Source organism: Chryseobacterium bernardetii (assembly GCF_003815975.1).
Classification (GTDB): domain Bacteria; phylum Bacteroidota; class Bacteroidia; order Flavobacteriales; family Weeksellaceae; genus Chryseobacterium; species Chryseobacterium bernardetii.
Map to the genome: position 1 here is coordinate 3,042,248 of NZ_CP033932.1, position 19,116 is coordinate 3,061,363.

Here is a 19,116-nt window from a genome sequence, read left to right on the forward strand (position 1 = left end):
AAAAATGAAAAATATTTTCATAGTGATTTTGCTGGCAGGTTTTTGCTCACTCAGCGCACAGAACTTTAAAGCCTATCAGTTTTATGATCAAAAAGGCAAAGAAATAAAAACGGATAAATTGGTGAAGGAATTGGCTGGCTATGATGTTGTTTTCTTTGGTGAAAATCATAACAGTTCCATCAATCACTGGCTTCAGCTTAAAATAACAGAAGCTTTGTTTGAAAAGAAAAACGGACAGCTTATTCTGGGGGCAGAAATGTTTGAAAGAGATAATCAGCGTCAGCTGAACCAGTATTTAAACGGAAAGTTTGATGCAAAAATACTGAAAGATTCTGCCCGTTTATGGAGCAATTATGCAACAGATTACAAACCGCTGGTAGATTTTGCTAAAAATAAAAAGCTGAATTTCATTGCAACGAATATTCCCAGGAGATATGCCTCACAAACAGCCAAAGAAGGAATTGAATCCTTGAATAAATTAAGTGATCAGGAAAAAACATATATTGCTCAGTTGCCCATCAAAGTTACTCTTGATACACCGGGCTATCCTGAAATGAAAGCGATGATGGGCGATCATGCAGAAGGAACCAAAGTGATGAACTTTATCTCGGCACAGGCTGTAAAAGATGCTACCATGGCTGAATCTATCCTTAAAAACATTCAGGCAGGAAAGACGTTTATTCATTATAATGGCAATTATCACAGTAAAGAATTTGGCGGAACCTATTGGTACATCAAACAGAAAAATCCAAACTTAAAAATAGCGGTGATTTCTGTTTTTGAATCAGAAGACCCTGAACTGAGAATTCCTTCAAAAGACTATACCCCAACGGAGTTCAACCTGGTTATTCCAAGTGATATGACGAAGACTTTTTAATTTTCTTCCCACAAATCCCACAGATTTCGCAGATTTTTAACTTTGGAATGTGATATTCTACTTATAGGATTAATCAACATAGAGATATCAAATTCAATAGGAACGGGCTTTAGCCCGTTCTTTATTTATATAAACATTCCAATGGCTTTAGCCAAAACTTGATAATGAAACATGTATAGATATTTAACGGTCAATAATAATTTCCAGTCTTCCGGCTTTCCGCCTTAAAACTCCAACATAATTACCCATTTTTATCCAACAATTTCTACATTTGTAGTACATCTGTTTATATGAAAAAAATATCCATTCTATTTGTACTTTTTGTTGGGTTGCTTAATGCCCAGAAATTAACTTCTGATGAACTTTCTATCATCAATCAGGGAGATGTAAATTCAGCATTGCCAATCTATCAGACTACTGATGCTCATCAGCATAAAACATTACTGAGCCTTTCTTCGGAAATCAACCCAACTGATCCCAATACCGCTGTTTTGGTAAAAAGAATGAAAGAGTCTCTTTTCTCAACCGATGGTGGAGTAGGTATTGCGGCTCCGCAGGTAGGAATCAACAGAAAAGTAATTTGGGTACAGCGTTTTGATAAAGAGGGAACTCCTTTGGAATACTTTATCAATCCGGTCATTGTATGGAGATCTGATTTGCAGAACCTGGGACCTGAAGGAGATCTTTCAATTCCTGATTTCAGAGATCAGTTTTACAGAAGTAAAGTCATTCAGCTGGAATATGTGGATTTAAAAGGGCAGAAATATTCAGAAATTGTAGAAGGTTTCACAGCGGTGATCTTCCAGCATGAAATTGACCACCTGTTCGGAATTCTGATCTCAGACAAAAAGGAAAAAGAGAAAAATGATTCATACAAAAAAGTAGACGCCTACCAGAAAAGTGATCTCAATAAGAGATAGTAATGAGTAATGACGTACCGGCTAAAAAGATCGCTTCATCCAATTGATGTATCGATTAAGCCTTTGCTTACTCAAAATAAAGAATAGTCAAAATAAATCTTTGCGTCTAAGAAAATACGAATCATACTAATTCTTAGCTCACAAATTATTTCTCCAAACTATCCATAATCAAGCTTGATTATCTGAGAAAATCTGCGATTAAAAATAAAAATGAGCTGTTTTTATCTCAAAAAACAGCTCATTTCAAATATAATTATAAAAAAAATTGGATTAGTCATTGTTCGTTACAGAAAGCGTAACCTCAATATTGTTTCTTGTTGCATTTGAATAGGGGCAAATCTGATGCGCTTTTTCTGTTAAAGACTGTGCTTCTTCAATAGAAACTCCAGGGATATTTACATCTAATTTTACGGCCAATCCAAAACCACCGTTTTCAATCTGTCCTATGCTTACCTGGGCAGCAACCGTAGTTTCACCTGTTTTTACTTTACCCAGACTGATTACTCTGTTCAAAGCACTGTCAAAGCATGCAGAATATCCGGCTGCAAAAAGCATTTCAGGATTGGTAAAGTTATCATTTGCGCCTCCTAAAGCCTTTGGCATCTTTACTTCAAGATCAAGGACTCCGTTTTCACTTTTTACATGGCCATTTCTTCCGCCTGTAGCAGTAACTTTTGTTGTATATAAAGTTTTCATTTATTTTCTATTTTGTTTAGTATTTTTAAAACTGTTTCTTTGAGTTCCAACAGTTCTTCAGGCTGTATCCCGATTTTTTTCTGGATCTTACCCGGAATTTCACAGGCTTTTTTCTGAAGCTGCCTGCCGGCTTCGGCTAAAAACACTTCAACAACTCTTTCATCCTCTTTTTTACGTTTTCTTATGATAAAACCCTTAGTCTCCAGCCTTTTGAGAAGAGGAGTAAGCGTTCCGCTATCCAGAAACAGTTTTTCTCCGATATGGCTTACTGTAAGTCCGTCACCATTCCATAATACCATCATCACAAGGTATTGTGGATAGGTAATATCCAGTTCATCAAGAAAAGGACGGTATAATCCGGTGATTTCCTTAGCAATTACATACAATGGGAAACAGATCTGGTTTTCCAGTTTGGGGGTATTTGAAAGTTCCATAAGCTGAAGTACGAAAGATTCGTGAAGGTATTACTTTTTAATGATAAACTCATCCATTGGAATACGGACTTTCTTCATAGAAGATAACCAGTCATTGGCTTCATCGCGGTATCCAAGGTATAATAAACTCACACTTTTCAAGCCTAATTCTTTTAATCCCAGTATTTCATCCACAAGTTCATTGCTGAATCCTTCTGCTGGAGTACTGTCAATTTTAAGTTCGGCAGCCTGAGCGAGAGCAATTCCTAAGGCAATATATGTCTGGCGGGCAGTGTGTGCAAAGTGCTGTTCAGGAGTTTGGGCACCATACATCTCTTTAATTTTATCTGTATAGCTTCCAAAACGTCCTCTTGGAAGATCCCTTACATCCGTATGGTAATCATATACTTTGTCAATTTTTTCATTGGAGTAGCTGTCCCATGCAGCAAAAACTAAAACATGAGAAGAATCTCTCATTACTTCAGGGTTCAGAGCTCCGGCAACCATTTTATCTTTTAATTCCTGATTTTCCACAACAATAATACGGAAAGGCTGTAAACCGGATGAAGTAGGAGCAAGTCTTGCTGCTTCCAGAATGGTATTTAAATCTTCGTTAGATACTTTTTTAGATGGGTCATAAGCTTTTACAGCGTGTCTCCAGTTAAGGTCTTCTATTAATGACATTTTCTTTTATTTTAAAATTAAACTGTTTGCAATTATTGAGTTCCAAATTTTATTTTGTGATCATTTAACTATGCAAATATACAAGCAATTAAATTGCGCGCAATTTAATTTTGAAAGATTTTATTGATGACTATTATTTATTTTATAAAAAATGAGTGGAATGGATAATCTGTTTTCAGCATGATTCGGATTTTTTTTTGCCATGAGGATTCCAATCTTTGTAACAGAATTTTAAAACTAAAAAATAATGCAGAGATTTAAAGACAAAACAGCAGTTATTACAGGTGGAACTAACGGAATGGGTTTAGCTACCGCTCAGAAATTTATAGAAGAAGGTGGCCGTGTTATTATTACCGGCAGAAGTGAACAAACAGTTAATAATGCTTTGGAAGAATTAGGGGGGAACGCTTTTGGAATTATTTCTGATGCAGGGAATATGAAGGACTTATTGGGTTTACAAGAAGAGGTAAGAAAATATACTGATCAAATTGATGTTATTTTCGCCAATGCAGGCTATGGTAAATTTGCTCCTGTTGAAAACGTTGATGAGAACCATTTTGATGAACTCTTTAATGTATTGGCAAAAGGTTCTTTTTTTACCGTTCAGCAGTTATTACCATTAATGAAAGCAGGAAGCTCAGTTATTTTTAATACTTCTATTGCTACAGAGATTGCTATGAATAGTTTTTCAGTATATTCAGCAGCTAAATCTGCGGTGCAGTCATTCATTAAAACATTTGCAGTAGAACTTACAGAGCGGGGAATCCGTGTGAACGGAGTAAGCCCGGGACATATCAAGACCAATATTTTTAACAATACAGGGCTTGCTCCTGAGCAGATTGAAGTGGCGGTTCAGGATATTATTCCTACAATACCTTTTAAAAGGCAGGGGAATCCTGAGGAAATTGCCAGTGTAGTTCTATTTCTTGCTTCAGAAGAAGCATCCTATATTCATGGTGCGGAAGTGAAGGTGGATGCCGGAATATCTGTTATAAGATAATCGGGCAGAATTATTTCACTTCATTGATCTCTTTGATCATATTGGTTTTATTTTCAACACCTATATTATAAATGTTACCTTTTTTAAAACTTAGATTAACCTTTTCCATCAACGTTTTATAGTCAGAAGATTTTTTTGACAGGTAAAAAACCTGTGCGCTTATTCCAATGGCCACACGAACAACTTCGTCCGGTCTATCAGGATCTTCAAGGATATTAGTGATGGTAGCGTTATTGTACCAGGTTAATTTCTGGGATTCTGAATGGGAAGAACAGGATGTAATCATGACAAACACTAATAATAAATAAGTCCAGGCTTTCATAATAATAAATTGTTGAGTAAAAAGCTCCTGCAATATATAAATAATTGCAGGAGCTCTATAAAAAAGTTAGTTAGAATCCACAATGTGCAGTACTAGGTACCGGAGCAGAACAGCCTGAAAGAGCTGAGAATGCCGTTAAAGTACAATTGGTATTTACCAGATTGTTATCATATAGTAAAGATCCCGATGGACTTCTGTAATAAACATTCCCTGCCGTATTGGCATAAGAAGAAACAGAAGTAGAACCACAGGTAGAATTGGTACAGGCAGCTCTCCATGCAGTATCGGTGATAGGACCTGTTGAATTGAGAGAAGGGTCAATAATTCTTTTTTCAACAATACCTGAAGCATTTTTAAAGCTTACCAATACGGCAACATGATATACCCATGACACACAGCAGGTACCGGTAGAAGCTCTTAAATTACCATATACAAATTGCTTTTCACACTCATATCCGGCATTGTTTAAGATCTGTCTCATTTTGTGAGCTCTTGCATAGCACCCGTCTACAGGGTATCTGAATGTGATGCATGGAGAAGAAGCTGTAGAAGTTCCGCAAGACTGGTTTTTGATTTGAGTAAATAAACTGTTTAAAGTAGCCAAATCCGGTATAACACTGGCCAATTTTCTGTTTGCCCCATCTTCTGTTTTTATTTCTTTGGTTAAAGAAGATTTAAAGAAACGGATGTCTTCCAGTGTAGGGCTGTCTACTTTAGCAATTTCATTGGAGTTAGCTTTAAGAAAAATATGAACCGGAGATTCATTTTTCACGGCCTCACTGATCATGGAAATGTAAGCTTCGTTTTCCTTAGTGTCTTTAATTTCGTAAGGCTGTGCGGAAAGGATAAAGGAAACTTTATAGCTTGTTCCTTCTTTATTGATTCCTACCGGAACAGTTCTTCCGAACTCTTTCATAGCAATTTCTTTGGATTGCGGATTTACGGTTTCCTGATTCGCGTTGGAATCTGAACAGGAGTTGATGGACAGTACTGATATAAATACCATCATGGATAGCAAAAATTTTTTCATAGTTCTCATATTTTGGTGGTTAATGATTTTTCTAAACAGTATTTTGTTATTCACTATTTAGTGATATTAAAATTATGAAAAATTCAAATATATGCAAGTAATTTTTTTCAAAAAATAATCAATATTTAAAAATTGCTTATAAAAAAATCCCTATGTATCTGGACTGCCCCCAAAAAGTTAGACACTTTTTAGGGGCATTTTTTTATGTATAGAAAAGAAAAATTTAGCGTTGCTTTCAAATTAGAATGTATTAACCTCCACAAAAATTCTCATCGTTCAATTGGATCTATAGCAACAGAGAAAGGATTTAACGAAAGTAATCTACGCAAGTGGATGGGCTTTTATAATAAGTACGGAATCTCGGGTTTACAACCAAGAAGAAATAAGATCTATTCTGTGAATTTCAAGGTTAAAGTTTTAAAAACTATCGAAATAGAACATATCTCACAAAGAGAAGCATGTATCCGATTTGATATCGCAGCTCAATCTACCGTGCTGAATTGGCAAAGGGATTACGAAAAAAGTGGTATTTTAGGATTAAAGAATAAACCTAAAGGAAGGCCCTGTATTATGAGTGATTACAAGCGTAAAAAAAGAAAGTCTGATAAGCCATTGACCAGAGAAGAAGAACTTTTATTGGAAAACGAAAGATTGCGAGCTGAAATTGATTTTCTAAAAAAGTTAGACGCCTTAACTCTCAAAAAGAACAAGCAGAGGCCATCGAAGGATTAAGGCGAAAATATAATCTGTCGCTCCTGCTGGATTGTACAGGTATGGCCAGAAGTAGTTTCTATTACCATCAGAAAGCTCTTAATAAAAAGGATAAGTATGGAAAAGTAAAAACTTTGATCAAACAGATTTATCATAGGCATAAAGGTCGATTTGGATACCGTCGTATTACTTTGATGATGAAACAGCAAGGAATTGTAATTAATCATAAAACGGTCTTAAGACTAATGAAGGCACTGGGATTGAAAAGTATCATTAGGGTTAAGAAATACAGATCTTACCGGGGAGAGCAAGGCAGGATAGCACCAAATATTCTGGAGAGGAACTTTAAGGCAGATCAGCCAAACAGAAAATGGGCCACTGATGTGACAGAGTTTAACGTATCAGGCAGTAAATTGTATCTTTCGCCGATAATTGACCTTTACAATGGCGAGATTATCAGTTATGATCTCTCGGAAAGGCCTGTCTTTGCGCAGGTTATGAATATGCTCAAAAAAGGGTTTAGAAAGATTAAGAATACTGAAAACCTCATTATCCACTCTGATCAAGGCTGGCAATATCAAATGAAAACCTATCAGCACATGTTAAAAGAAAAAGGCATTATCCAAAGTATGTCCCGCAAAGGAAACTGCCTTGATAATGCGGTAATAGAAAACTTCTTTGGAACTTTAAAATCTGAAATGTTCTATATTAAGAAATTTAAAACCATTGATGAACTCAAAAAAGAAATAAAGAAGTATATCAATTACTATAATAACGACAGAATAAGACTTAATCTAAAAGGAAAGAGTCCGGTACAGTACCGAACTCTTTCATATAATAATATTGTTTAATTTTGTCTAAACTTTTGGGTGCAGTCTAATCGGCTACATAGGGATTTTAATATTTTAAATTAATTTTATTTGTAAATCAGTTCGGCCTGAAATACATCAGCGAAATGTTTTCTGATCTTTGCTTTTACCTCTTCCATTTCTTCCGGAGTGAGCTCTCTCTCAAGTTCTCTTTTTAAAGAAGTAACCTGTTTGTCTTTAATTCCGCACGGAATAATATATTCAAAGTAACGCATATCGGTATTCACATTCAATGCAAAACCGTGTAAGGTTACCCATCGGGAAGCTTTTACTCCCATAGCACAGATCTTTCTGGCATAAGGTTTTCCAACATCCAGCCAGACACCTGTTTCTCCCTGGGAACGTTCTCCTTTCAATCCATATTCACCAATGGTTCTGATAATCACTTCTTCAAGATTTCTCATATATAAATGAATATCTGTAAAAAAATTCTCAAGGTCAAGAACAGGATAACCTACAATCTGGCCATAACCATGGTAAGTAATATCTCCACCACGATTGGTTTTTACATAGGTAGCTTCAATTTCCTTCAGTTTATCCATTCCTGCAAGCAAATTTTCTTCGTGCCCGCTTTTTCCCAGTGTGTATACATGAGGATGTTCTACAAAAAGAAGATGGTTCGGGGTAGTGATATGCTGTTCTGCAGGCAGGTCGCGATTCTTGATTTTAGTATCAATAATATCCTTCATCAGTTTCTCCTGATAATCCCATGCGGGCTGATATTCCTTAATTCCTAAATCTTCAAATTCTACTGCTTTATTTTGATTTGTATTCATTTTAATTTTTGATATACAAATTTAGTGAATTTTAAGCTTTTATGGAATGGATAAAATCTATGGCATTTTTCTTCCAATCTTTATCCTGAAGCAAAACATTCACAAAGGCTGTTCCGATGATTCCGCCATCAGCTTTTTCAGTCACATTTTCAAAATCCTGTTTTGATTTTATTCCGAATCCGATCATTACTGGGTTTTTAAGAGGAAGATCAGCCAGTCTTGTCAGGTAGTTTTCATTCTTTATAACTGTATTTTCGTTTCCGGTAGTGGATGAAGAGCTTACGGCATACAGAAATCCGGAACTTAATGAATCCAGGTACTGTATTCTTTCATCCGAAGTTTCCGGAGTTACCAGAAATGTAAAATTGAGATTATATTTTTTTAAAATATGCTGATAATTTTTTTCAAATTCAATAGGAGGAAGGTCAGGAAGAATAAGTCCTGAAACTCCACTTTCTGAGCATTCCTTACAGAATTTTTCAAAGCCAAAGCTTAATACGGGATTAATATAACCCATTAAAATGACCGGAATTTTTATTTCATCTTTTATTGTTTTTAACTGAGAAAAAAGCTTTTCAATAGTCATTCCGTTTTGGAGAGCCAGTTCATGGGCTTTTTGAATCACAGGACCGTCTGCTACGGGATCAGAATAAGGCATCCCGATTTCAATCATGTCTGCTCCGGAGTCCTGAATCAGTTGTATAATGTCTGTAGTGCTTTCCAGTTCCGGAATTCCTGCGGTGAAGTATATATTTAGTTTTTTCATTTTTTATTGTATTAAAGTATAATGTACAAAGTACAATGTATAAAGTATAGTGTACCAGATACAATGCATAAAATAGGCATTAGTCAGCGGAGAAAATACATTGTACATTTTACATCCGACATTTTACATCCGACATTTTACATCCGACATTTTACAGATTTTTGAGATACGTTTCCATATCCTTGTCTCCGCGGCCGCTTAAACAAATAACAACAATCTCATCTTCCTTAAATTTCTTCTTGTTTAAAACAGCAAGAGCATGGGAACTTTCCAGGGCAGGAATAATACCTTCTAATTTTGTCAGCTCAAAAGCACATTTCAAAGCCTCGTCATCATTAATGCTGAAAAATTCTGCTCTTTTTTCCTTGAATAAGTTGGCATGAAAGGGTCCGATCCCCGGATAATCAAGTCCGGCGGATATGGAGTGGGGTTCAATAACCTGCCCGTCTTCTGTTTGCATTACCAAACTTTTGCTTCCGTGAAGTACTCCAAGGGTTCCCAGGAATGTAGTAGCTGCAGATTTTCCTGAATCAACGCCAAGGCCGCCGGCTTCAGCTGCGATGATTTTAACTTCTTTTTCATCTACGAAATGATAGAATGTTCCGGCTGCATTGCTTCCACCACCTACACATGCAATAACATAGTCAGGATTTACTCTTCCGATTTTTTCTTTAAGCTGTTCCTTGATTTCTTTTGAAATAATGCTTTGGAATCTTGCCACCAGATCCGGGAAAGGATGAGGTCCAACTACACTTCCAATTACATAATGAGTGGTAACAGGATTGTTGATCCAGTCTCTTAAAGCTTCATTTACGGCATCTTTAAGGGTTTTTGATCCTGATGTGGCTGCTATAACTTCTGCACCCAGCATTTTCATTCTCGCTACATTCGGTGCCTGTCTCTGGATATCAATTTCACCCATATAAACAATACATTCAAGACCAAGCAATGCACAGGCTGTTGCAGTGGCTACGCCGTGTTGTCCGGCACCGGTTTCTGCAATGATTCTTGTTTTTCCAAGACGTTTTGCCAAAAGAACCTGCCCTAAAGCATTATTGATCTTATGAGCTCCGGTATGATTAAGATCTTCGCGTTTTAAATAGATCTGAGTATTGTATTTTTCACTTAAATTTTTAGCAAAGTACAGTGGTGTCACCCTGCCTACATAATTTTTAAGCAGATCCTGGTATTCATTCTGAAAGTCTTCGGACTCAATAATCTCAAGATAATTCTTTTGAAGTTCTTCTACATTCGGATAAAGCATTTCAGGGATAAAAGCTCCGCCAAATTCTCCATAATATCCGTGTTCATCTGGGTTTTTATAATTCATTTCTTTATTCTTTAGTAATTAAATAAGCGTTGTTTTGTTCACTTAATGTATTGAGCTGTTCTTTTATTTTGTGTGAGACATTAAAAATTAATATATCATCATCTTCTGAATTGATCCATTCTGAGTCCGCCTGTTCCTTAATCGCTTTTGCCTTATCGTAAAGGATTTCAATATTGCATTTTTCATAAAACGGACGAAGGTCAGCATGGCAGAAACCAATAGTCTCCAGATTTCTCTGGGTAACATTTTCCTTAAATTGCTGTACCAGCATAGCCCCATATCCTTTTTTCTTATGGGCTGCAACCAGTCCTACGGCTTCTGCAAAAACATATTGTGTTCCTGAAATTTCCAATACAAAATCAAAATTGAGACGGAAAACTGCCAGAATTTCTGAGTGAGAATCCAACAGGAAATGAAATTCCGAATCTTTAAAAAAAGCGCGGAAGTAGGCAGACTTCATGGTATTCCATGCAGAAATGTCCCAAAGCCGGAGGATATGTTCAATATCACTGTCTGTTAATTCGTTGGTTTGTTTAATATGATATTTCATGAGTTTTAATATAATCAAATTTTATAAGAATCCCGAAGGGACGGTTTAATCACAGCAGAGGATGAAATTTATAATCATGCATAGCTTTCGAAATCATCATTGGTGGTTTGTATTAATTGGGATGTTTTCAATTTTGGGTTAAATCTTCCCGTTGAGACTCATATTGATGTTTTCAATTTTTTTATTTTGTCTGTATTTTTATCCCCCGGCGCTTTTTCAAATTTTGAATTGATATCTAGTGCGAAAGGTTTTTGCTTCAATTCTTCAATATTCTTAATATTCTCCTCTGAAATACCGCCGCTCAGAAAATAGGGGAGTGGGATTTCAAATTCATTTAATACACTCCAGTCAAATTGTTGGCCTGTTCCTCCGAATGCATTACTGTCTGTATCAAACAGGTAATAGGAAATAGGTTGCAGATTTTGGGGTTCAAGGCTGCTATTGAAAGTCTGTGTTATTTTATTTTTGTTTTCAGTGATATCGTTTCCTATTCTTATTACCTTGATTATTTTAACATCAGGATTTAGTTGTTTTTTTAATTCAATAATAAAATGATGATCCTCATCACCATGTAGCTGAATCAAATTTAGTTTTCCTTTTACAGCAATTTCAACAATGGCTTCAACTTTTTCATTGACAAAAACTCCAACTTTTCCCTGATGGTTAATCTGGGCAATATCTTCCAGACTCAAATGATTCAGAACATATCGCGGCGATTTTTTATAGAAAATAAAACCTAGAAAATCTACATTGATAGAGATCAGTTCCTGAATCTGATCTTGCTTTGTCAGGCCACAGACTTTAAGAGATGGGAGGATATTGGTTGTTGGCTGTTGGTTCATGATAGTTAATGGATTGTTGTGGATTTTTTGATGATCCGGTGATAAGCTTATGTTCAAATCAATACAGAAAATTCTTCAAATGCTTTTGCTGGATCTGAATTTCTCATAAAATATTCTCCCATCAGAAAACCGTCAAATCCTTTTTCTTTTAAATATTTAAAATCTTCAAGACTATAAATGCCACTTTCTGCAACGGATAAAGTATCCATAGGAAGTTGGTCTTTTAGCTGAACGGAATGCTGTAAATCCACTTTGAAATCTTTCAGGTTTCTGTTGTTAATTCCAACCAAATCGATATTGGAATTAAAATGTTTCAACTCTTCTTCCGTATGAATTTCCAATAAAACTTCCAGATCCAGTTCATGTGCCAGCTCAGTGAACTCCTGAACCTGATTGGGAGAAAGACAGGAAGCTATCAGTAAAATAACATCGGCACCCATGCTTTTCGCTTCATAAAACTGATATTCATCAATCATAAAGTCTTTACGCAGAATAGGAATGTTAATATGCTTTCTTACATTCAAGATATCCTTGAAATTTCCACCGAAAAAATCTGTATCTGTAAGAATGGAAACTCCGCTGGCTCCGAATTTTTCATAAGCTGAAGTGACATCTAAAGGCTGAACACTGTTATTAATGATTCCTTTAGATGGAGACTGTCTTTTAAACTCAGCAATAATTCCACTTTTATTTTTAATAGATTCTCTCAATGATGAACTTTTCCTTTTAAAAAACTCAGAGTTTTTTAGCTCATCAACCGAAACAGCTGCTTTTGAAACCGTTATTTCTTCTTTTTTTCTTTCAATAATTTTATCTAGTATGGTCATGGGTAAAGATTAGAATGTTATAGATGGCTTTAAATTCTTAATTAATTAAAAGGTCAAATGTTTTTAATGCTTTTCCACTTTCCAAACTTTCCTGTGCCAACAGTAAGCAATCATCATATGTTCCGAATTTATGAGTATGGTAAAGAGCTACAGATGCATTGGCCAGAACCACAGAGTTTTGCTGTTCTGTTCCATTTCCTTCCAGAATGTTCATAAAGATTTTTGCCGTTTCTTTGGTGGTATTTCCTGCTTTAATATCTTCTAAAGTTACAGGATTGAAGCCAAGATCTTCTGCAGAATATATTTCTTCTCCTTTTTTGGTAATAATTTTACTGTCATGGGTAAGGCTGATCTCATCATACCCATCCAATCCGTGAACCAGGATAAATTCCTGTGCCTCTTTTTGTAAAAGGTATTGATAGATTCTTGCAATTTCAAGGTTATACACTCCAATCATTGAATATTGAGGTTTTGCAGGATTTACCAAAGGTCCAAGAAGATTAAAGAAGGTTCTTAATCCCAAAGATTTTCTTAATAATCCAACAGATTGTAGAGCAGGATGGAAGTAAGGAGCATGTAAAAAGCAGATATTAGCTCTTTCAAGATCTTCATTCAGCTGTTCCGAACTGTTCTTGAACTGGTATCCCAATTCTTCCAGTACATTGGATGAGCCTGTAGTGGTTGAAGCTCCATAATTTCCATGTTTAGTTACCTTCTGCCCGGCTCCGGCCACCACAAAGCTGGCCAATGTTGATATGTTGATTGTGTTTTTTCCGTCACCGCCTGTTCCTACGATATCAATGGCATCGCTGGCATTAATATGTATTGGAACCGCCATTTGTAATAGTGCTTCTCTAAATCCTTCCAATTCTTTCAGGGTAATATTCCGCATCAGGAAAACACTGATGAAAGCTGTTACTTCTGCTGCATTGAACTTGTTTTGGGCTATTTCAATCATCATGGCTTTTGCCTCAGACTTTGATAAAGTATTGTGATTGAACATATATTGCAAAATTTCTTTCATTTGAGGTGTTTTTATGGTTGATGGATCTTGTTTTGTTTTCATATTGAGCTTACTTCATTAAACTTTCAACAGAAATTTCTACTGATTTAAAAAGTTACGGATAATTACTTCTCCTTCAGGAGTTAAAATACTTTCCGGGTGAAACTGTACCGCATGTACATCATAGGTCTTATGCTGAAGAGCCATAATCATCCCATCTTTATCAACGGCTGTAATTTCCAGTTCATCAGGAAAGTTTTCAGGATTCACAGCCCAGCTGTGGTATCTTCCAACTTCAAGTCCTGATGCTAAATCTTTGAAAAGCTTAGTGTTTTCCTTTACTAATTCAGTAGTAGTAGCCACTCCGTGGAAGATTTCAGACAGGTTGATGAGGCTTCCACCAAAAGCTTCTGCAATGGCTTGTTGTCCTAAACATACCCCTAAAATACTTTTTGTAGGAGCATATTCTTTAATCAGTTCCAATAAAATTCCGGCTTCTTCAGGAATTCCAGGGCCTGGAGAAAGGATGATCTTGTCATATTTTCCAACTTCTTCCAAAGTGATCTGGTCGTTTCTTACAACATCTACTTTTTGATTCAGTATTCTTTCAATGATCTGGACAAGGTTATAAGTAAAGCTGTCATAGTTATCAAAAACCAGAACTTTAGGCTGTGACTGTTGAGAGTTTGTATTGTTGTTCATTTCTTTCTTTTGTAGTATTAATGGGTGAAGGGTTGATGTGGTTTTTAATTTCCTACTATTTTTTCTGCTTTCTCAACTGCTTTTTTCAGCGCATTTAATTTGTTATTTACTTCCTGCAGTTCATTTTCAGGAACTGATTTCGCAACAAGGCCGGCCCCGGCCTGATAATATAAAGTGTTGTTTTTGCTTAAAAAGGTTCTGATCATAATCGCCTGGTTGCATGTGCCGTTTAAACCAACAATCCCAATACATCCGCCATAGTATCCGCGGGAATCTTTTTCATATTGATTAATAAGCTGAAGGGCTTTATGTTTAGGAGCGCCGCTCAAAGTTCCCTGGGGGAAAGTGGCAGAGATCATCTCAAGAGGATTGATCTGCTCCGGAAGATCTGCTGTTACTTCACTTACCATATGGATCACGTGAGAGAAAAGCTGAATTTCTTTCAGCTTGGTAACCGTTACATTTTTACCCAATTTCCCAAGATCGTTACGGGCAAGGTCTACCAGCATGGTATGCTCTGCATTTTCTTTGGGATCATTTTTTAAGACTTCAATGGCTTGAAGATCAGCTTCAAGGTTCCCTGTTCTTTTAGAAGTTCCGGCAATCGGATGGATAACAGCTTTGTGATCTTTAATGATTAACTGGCTTTCAGGGCTGGATCCGAATAATTTGTAGTTTCCATAATCAAAATAAAACAGGTAAGGAGAAGGGTTGATATTCCTTAAAGCACGATACACATTAAACTCATCCCCTGTAAATTTCTGTTCAAATCTTCTGCTCAGTACCAGTTGGAAAACATCACCTCTCATACAGTGCTTTTGGGCTGTTTTTACCAGCTCAATATATTCTTCATCCGTAATATTCGAGGTTTCCTGCCCATTTTTTTCAAATGGATAGACTGGAGTGTTTTGGTTTTTGATGAGGTTTTCTAAAAGATGAAGTTCAGATTTTACGCCTTCCATTTGGTTTTCAATAATATGCATTTCATCATTAAAATGGTTGATGGCAATTACATATTGGTATAATCTGTATCTGAGAATCGGAATTTCTACTTCCGGGCTTTGTGCTTTTAAATTGATGTTTTCAAAGAACTGTACCGCTTCAAAACTTGTATACCCAAATAGGCTTTGTGCAGTCTGCTCAATAGGATCATTGGTTTTTTCACAGTCAAAGACATTGCGGAAGTCTTCAAATATATCGGTGATATTACGTTCCATAATGAACTGTTTTGCCGGAGCGGAGTCAGGAAATTTAATTTCAAACTCATTTAAATTTTTTACTTCAATTCCGGCAACAGCGTTGATTGCGATAAAAGAGAAATTGTTATCAATACTTTTTGAATCTGAGCTTTCCAGTAGAATAGTGTCTCTGAACTTGTCCCTGATCTTAAGGTAAATATTCATTGGAGTATGAAGATCTCCAAGAGTTTTTTTCGAAACGGTTTTTATTTTTATTTTCTGTGTAAACATCTTCTGTTTTATTTTTTGTAAGGTTTAGGAATAAAAAAGGCTTCAACGGAATCCGTCAAAGCCTTGTATATTGTTTTGTTTATATCTGATGCTGGGTTAGCAACATGACAATACTTTCAGACCCGACGAAGAGTTTGAAAGCCACCACCAAATATTGTTGCTCATTGTAAACATGAGGCAAATGTAGAAATTTTTTTAATACAAAAAACAAAAAAAACAAAAAAAATGAAAAACTTAATATTGAAAGGCTTTTATTTCAGTTGTTTAAGCTCTTCTTTGAGTTCTTCTAGTTTTCTTTTATAGCTTTCCTCATCATAAGATGCTGTATAGTTTTCCAGGGCTTTGATGTATTCTGCAATGAATACTTTATTGGTTCTGTCTGCTTCATATTTAATTCTTGCAGAATTTACCGGAGCTAGTTTTGTGTATTTAAGTACTGCTTTTCCTTCCTCAGATTCATTGTAGAGAATCACAATATTTTTTTCATATCCCGGAATATATTTTACGGGGAAGCTTATTTCCATCCGGGGTATTCTGATGGCATTTTCAATAGGATAAATAGTTGCTGATGTAGTAGAGAAGTAGGTTGAAATGTATTTACCATCCTGCTTTTTGACAATGGCTTCATAATCATGAATATACATGTCATTTAATGTTGAATTGGTTTCCTCATCAGAAGTAATGATCGCGGTGCTTTCCACTCCATATTTGTTCAGAAACCAGGCATTCAGAAACTGTCCGCCAAATCCGTTTAAAATAGAGAGCGGTATGGCAAGAATAACAAACCATACTTTTTTGGTGAAATAAGATAGTAATCCTAAGATCAGGAAAAGAAGGATCACCGTATAAAAACCATGATGACTGGTGAAAAACAGTATTTTCGAGATTAAGACCATAGCTGATTTTATAATGATTTCTTTGACCTAAAATTAGTTTAAACTTATCAAAAAAAACAAATGAAACCATGTTTTATTTATTTTATTACGGAAAAGGAGTTGTATAAAGGTTTTCATGGATATTAAACATCAGGGCTTTTGAAATTTTTTGTTTATGATTTCACAAACCCTGTGTTATATGGCTTAATGTACGGGTTCAGAAAGAGGAATGTCCGTTGCTCCGCTGTAAAAAACAATCAGAGTAGCTCCCTTATCTCCGGTTTTTCCTCTGTGGGCGATATTAACCATTTCAGGGAGAACCTGACCCTTTTTTACCCATTGTGTTTTACCGTCTTCTTTTCTTTCTATCTGAATTTCTCCTTTCTCTACATAAGCTGCATTAATAACAGGATGTTTATGCCAATCCAATGCTTTATTAGGGGGAACGGAGATTTTAAGAATGGAGATTTCCGGCTGCCCGGTCGGATAGCTGCCATACAGAGTTCCGTCCCATGATTTTGTGGTCTTCAATAACGTTACGGATTCAATTTTATCTGAATATTCTGATTTGGGCTGCTCGTCCTCAGAGGTGTGGCAGGATAAAGGAAAATAGAGTAGTGTTAGTAAAAGAGCTGTACTGAATAAATTTTTAAAAGTCATACATTGTAGATTAATAGTTTGTATTTATATGTGATCTCTTATACAAAAATAATAACCTAATTTAAATTCTCACTGTTAATTGAATTGTTTTTAGTTGAAAATATTAAATATTATAAATTGTAAAAAACTTTTTCAAAGAAACATTTGTCATAAGCTGAAACGTTTATTTTTTATATTTTTGCTTTCAAATTAGAAAAAAATGAAAAAAGTACTAGCTATCGCATTTATTGGAGGTTTATTATTGGCAAGCTGCTCTAAAAAAGCAGATCACTCATTACAGGACAGCAACACGATGCTTGAAGAGCCGGCAGCAACTACAGTTGTAGATTCAACAGCTAAGCCTGCTACTCCTGCTCCTGCTGCAACTACACCTGCTCCTGAAGCTGCTAAAACAGATTCTACAGCGAAGAAATAATGAAAAAAATATTTTTGGCGGGAACTTTGGGTCTTTTGATCTTTTCCTGTTCTAAAAAAGAAAATACAACAGAAGTAGCATCTTCGGATGCTGCATCAGTGTCCGCTCCGGCTCAATCCAATCTTTCCGGTGATCAGATCATGGAAACATTGGATTGTTCTGGGTGTCACTCTGTTAATGAGAGAATGATAGGACCTTCTTATCAGGAGATCGCGGCTAAATATTCGGATAAAGATATTGAACTGTTGGCCTCCAAGATTATAGAAGGCGGAAGTGGAGTTTGGGGCGGAGTCCCTATGGCTGCTCATCCACAGGTGTCTAAAGAAGATGCTAAAAAAATGGTGGAGTATATTCTAAGCCAGAAAAAATAAAAGATGTCCACAGAAAAATCCAGTCTGCACACAAGAAATCTGCATCGTAATCCCTATGATTTTGATCTGCTTATTTCTTGTGTGCCAGAACTGAAACATTATGTCTTTGTGAATGTTCACGGGACAGCAACTATTAATTTCAGCATTCCTGAGGCTGTAAAATTACTTAACAAGGCTTTACTGTTACATTTTTATAATGTCAGGAATTGGGATATTCCTGAGGCTAATCTATGTCCACCCATTCCGGGAAGGGCAGATTATGTACATTATATTGCTGATTTGCTGGCAGAACAGAAAAGTGAAATTCCAACAGGAAATTCTGTGAAAGGATTGGATGTTGGAGTAGGAGCAAATCTTGTTTACCCTTTAATTGCCCATAAATCCTACGGTTGGAAGATGTTGGGAACGGATATCAGTGAAGATTCTTTAAAAAATGCCCGGCATATTCTGGATCAGAACCCAGATCTGTCATCGTCAATTCAATTACAACACCAGCCCAATTCTCATCATATATTTAAGGGAATCCTAGCTCCTGAAGATAGATTCACATTTTCTATGTGTAACCCTCCTTTTCATGATTCAAAAGAATCAATGATAAAAGGAAATCTTAGAAAAACAAAGAATTTAAATAAGGGAAAGACACAGAAAACATTACTTAATTTTGGAGGACAGCAGTCAGAATTATGGTGCGAGGGAGGCGAGCTGGCATTCATTACCAATATGATTACTGAAAGTGTTCAGTATTCATCCCAGATTCTTTGGTTTACCTGTCTGGTTTCTAAAAAAGACAATCTTTATAAACTGACAACGCTTTTAAAGAAAGTAAAGGCAGTAGATTTCAAAACAATTGATATGGCTCAGGGCCAGAAAGTGAGCCGAATATTGGTTTGGACGTTTGTTCCTCAGCAGAAACGAAAGGATTGGATATAGTTTATATTTAATAGCCAGTTTTGCTGCACAAGTCAATAGCGAATGATATTATATTATTTGATAATTCACTATTCACCT

Annotated in this window: 24 protein-coding genes; 8 read left to right on the forward strand and 16 right to left on the reverse strand. The window is 36.0% G+C overall.

Features of this window, described 5'->3' with window-relative positions; all coding sequences use genetic code 11:
- Positions 1-4: 4 nt before the first annotated feature.
- Both EG339_RS13940 and EG339_RS13945 read left to right on the forward strand, forming a co-directional pair.
- Complete coding sequence (locus EG339_RS13940) at positions 5-877, forward strand: ChaN family lipoprotein (RefSeq protein ID WP_123870587.1); 873 nt, start codon at positions 5-7, stop codon at positions 875-877.
- Between the two features lie 290 nt (positions 878-1,167).
- On the forward strand, positions 1,168-1,797 hold the full coding sequence (locus EG339_RS13945) for a peptide deformylase (protein ID WP_123870588.1): 630 nt from the start codon (positions 1,168-1,170) through the stop codon (positions 1,795-1,797).
- Between the two features lie 270 nt (positions 1,798-2,067).
- Here the strand turns inward: EG339_RS13945 and EG339_RS13950 are convergent, their stop codons facing one another.
- Genes EG339_RS13950 through EG339_RS13960 form a run of 3 tightly spaced genes read right to left on the reverse strand, consistent with a single transcriptional unit; the run spans position 2,068 to position 3,590 of the window.
- Positions 2,068-2,493, reverse strand: coding sequence for an organic hydroperoxide resistance protein (locus tag EG339_RS13950; protein ID WP_123870589.1), 426 nt, complete (start codon positions 2,491-2,493; stop codon positions 2,068-2,070).
- A complete protein-coding gene (locus EG339_RS13955; RefSeq protein WP_123870590.1) occupies positions 2,490-2,927 on the reverse strand; it encodes a MarR family winged helix-turn-helix transcriptional regulator in 438 nt (145 codons plus the stop codon). The genes EG339_RS13950 and EG339_RS13955 overlap by 4 nt, the downstream gene beginning before the upstream one ends.
- Before the next feature lie 30 nt (positions 2,928-2,957).
- On the reverse strand, positions 2,958-3,590 hold the full coding sequence (locus tag EG339_RS13960; RefSeq protein ID WP_123870591.1) for an NAD(P)H-dependent oxidoreductase: 633 nt from the start codon (positions 3,588-3,590) through the stop codon (positions 2,958-2,960).
- 247 nt (positions 3,591-3,837) lie between these two features.
- On the opposite strand from EG339_RS13960, the gene EG339_RS13965 reads away from it, so the two are divergent.
- On the forward strand, positions 3,838-4,590 hold the full coding sequence (locus EG339_RS13965; RefSeq protein ID WP_123870592.1) for an SDR family oxidoreductase: 753 nt from the start codon (positions 3,838-3,840) through the stop codon (positions 4,588-4,590).
- A gap of 10 nt (positions 4,591-4,600) precedes the next feature.
- On the opposite strand, the gene EG339_RS13970 is transcribed toward EG339_RS13965, so the two are convergent.
- Complete coding sequence (locus EG339_RS13970; protein ID WP_123870593.1) at positions 4,601-4,912, reverse strand: hypothetical protein; 312 nt, start codon at positions 4,910-4,912, stop codon at positions 4,601-4,603.
- A gap of 70 nt (positions 4,913-4,982) precedes the next feature.
- Entirely contained in the window at positions 4,983-5,942 is a 960-nt protein-coding gene (locus EG339_RS13975) for a protein-glutamine glutaminase (RefSeq protein WP_123870594.1), read from the reverse strand.
- Positions 5,943-6,146: 204 nt separating this feature from the next.
- Here EG339_RS13975 and EG339_RS13980 point away from each other — a divergent pair, with 204 nt between their 5' ends.
- Complete coding sequence (locus EG339_RS13980) at positions 6,147-6,674, forward strand: helix-turn-helix domain-containing protein (RefSeq protein WP_123868395.1); 528 nt, start codon at positions 6,147-6,149, stop codon at positions 6,672-6,674.
- A complete protein-coding gene (locus EG339_RS13985; protein WP_123868394.1) occupies positions 6,662-7,504 on the forward strand; it encodes an IS3 family transposase in 843 nt (280 codons plus the stop codon). The genes EG339_RS13980 and EG339_RS13985 overlap by 13 nt, the downstream gene beginning before the upstream one ends.
- A gap of 65 nt (positions 7,505-7,569) precedes the next feature.
- Here the strand turns inward: EG339_RS13985 and lipB are convergent, their stop codons facing one another.
- From lipB to EG339_RS14040, 11 genes are all read right to left on the reverse strand, one after another.
- Positions 7,570-8,298, reverse strand: a complete 729-nt coding sequence (gene lipB, locus EG339_RS13990; protein ID WP_123870595.1) for a lipoyl(octanoyl) transferase LipB — start codon at positions 8,296-8,298, stop codon at positions 7,570-7,572.
- A 31-nt stretch (positions 8,299-8,329) separates the two neighbouring features.
- Positions 8,330-9,064: a tryptophan synthase subunit alpha gene (gene trpA, locus EG339_RS13995; protein ID WP_123870596.1), complete on the reverse strand. Its 735-nt coding sequence runs from the start codon at positions 9,062-9,064 to the stop codon at positions 8,330-8,332.
- A gap of 151 nt (positions 9,065-9,215) precedes the next feature.
- The gene (gene trpB / locus EG339_RS14000; RefSeq protein ID WP_123870597.1) at positions 9,216-10,394 is read right to left on the reverse strand and encodes a tryptophan synthase subunit beta; all 1,179 of its coding nucleotides are present in this window, start codon (positions 10,392-10,394) and stop codon (positions 9,216-9,218) included.
- 4 nt (positions 10,395-10,398) lie between these two features.
- Positions 10,399-10,944, reverse strand: coding sequence for a GNAT family N-acetyltransferase (locus EG339_RS14005; RefSeq protein WP_123870598.1), 546 nt, complete (start codon positions 10,942-10,944; stop codon positions 10,399-10,401).
- 158 nt (positions 10,945-11,102) lie between these two features.
- Positions 11,103-11,786 carry a phosphoribosylanthranilate isomerase gene (locus EG339_RS14010; protein ID WP_123870599.1) on the reverse strand — a complete coding sequence of 228 codons (684 nt, stop codon included), beginning with the start codon at positions 11,784-11,786 and terminating at the stop codon, positions 11,103-11,105.
- A gap of 53 nt (positions 11,787-11,839) precedes the next feature.
- Positions 11,840-12,613, reverse strand: a complete 774-nt coding sequence (gene trpC / locus EG339_RS14015; RefSeq protein WP_123870600.1) for an indole-3-glycerol phosphate synthase TrpC — start codon at positions 12,611-12,613, stop codon at positions 11,840-11,842.
- Positions 12,614-12,650: 37 nt separating this feature from the next.
- The gene (trpD, locus tag EG339_RS14020) at positions 12,651-13,637 is read right to left on the reverse strand and encodes an anthranilate phosphoribosyltransferase (RefSeq protein ID WP_123870601.1); all 987 of its coding nucleotides are present in this window, start codon (positions 13,635-13,637) and stop codon (positions 12,651-12,653) included.
- A gap of 78 nt (positions 13,638-13,715) precedes the next feature.
- Entirely contained in the window at positions 13,716-14,318 is a 603-nt protein-coding gene (locus EG339_RS14025) for an anthranilate synthase component II (protein ID WP_123870602.1), read from the reverse strand.
- 44 nt (positions 14,319-14,362) lie between these two features.
- Positions 14,363-15,787, reverse strand: a complete 1,425-nt coding sequence (locus EG339_RS14030) for an anthranilate synthase component I family protein (RefSeq protein WP_123870603.1) — start codon at positions 15,785-15,787, stop codon at positions 14,363-14,365.
- A gap of 251 nt (positions 15,788-16,038) precedes the next feature.
- Positions 16,039-16,683, reverse strand: coding sequence for a hypothetical protein (locus EG339_RS14035; protein ID WP_123870604.1), 645 nt, complete (start codon positions 16,681-16,683; stop codon positions 16,039-16,041).
- Between the two features lie 183 nt (positions 16,684-16,866).
- Positions 16,867-17,322 (reverse strand): cupin domain-containing protein, encoded by a 456-nt coding sequence (locus tag EG339_RS14040; protein WP_123870605.1) that lies wholly within the window; start codon positions 17,320-17,322, stop codon positions 16,867-16,869.
- A gap of 199 nt (positions 17,323-17,521) precedes the next feature.
- Between EG339_RS14040 and EG339_RS14045 the strand changes: the two genes are divergently transcribed.
- From EG339_RS14045 to rlmF, 3 genes are read left to right on the forward strand one after another with little or no spacing between them, the layout of a single operon-like run.
- Positions 17,522-17,737 (forward strand): hypothetical protein, encoded by a 216-nt coding sequence (locus tag EG339_RS14045; protein WP_123870606.1) that lies wholly within the window; start codon positions 17,522-17,524, stop codon positions 17,735-17,737.
- Entirely contained in the window at positions 17,737-18,108 is a 372-nt protein-coding gene (locus EG339_RS14050) for a c-type cytochrome (protein WP_123870607.1), read from the forward strand. Before EG339_RS14045 ends, EG339_RS14050 begins: the two co-directional genes overlap by 1 nt.
- Positions 18,109-18,111: 3 nt before the next feature.
- Positions 18,112-19,038, forward strand: a complete 927-nt coding sequence (rlmF, locus tag EG339_RS14055) for a 23S rRNA (adenine(1618)-N(6))-methyltransferase RlmF (protein ID WP_123870608.1) — start codon at positions 18,112-18,114, stop codon at positions 19,036-19,038.
- Positions 19,039-19,116: the final 78 nt, after the last annotated feature.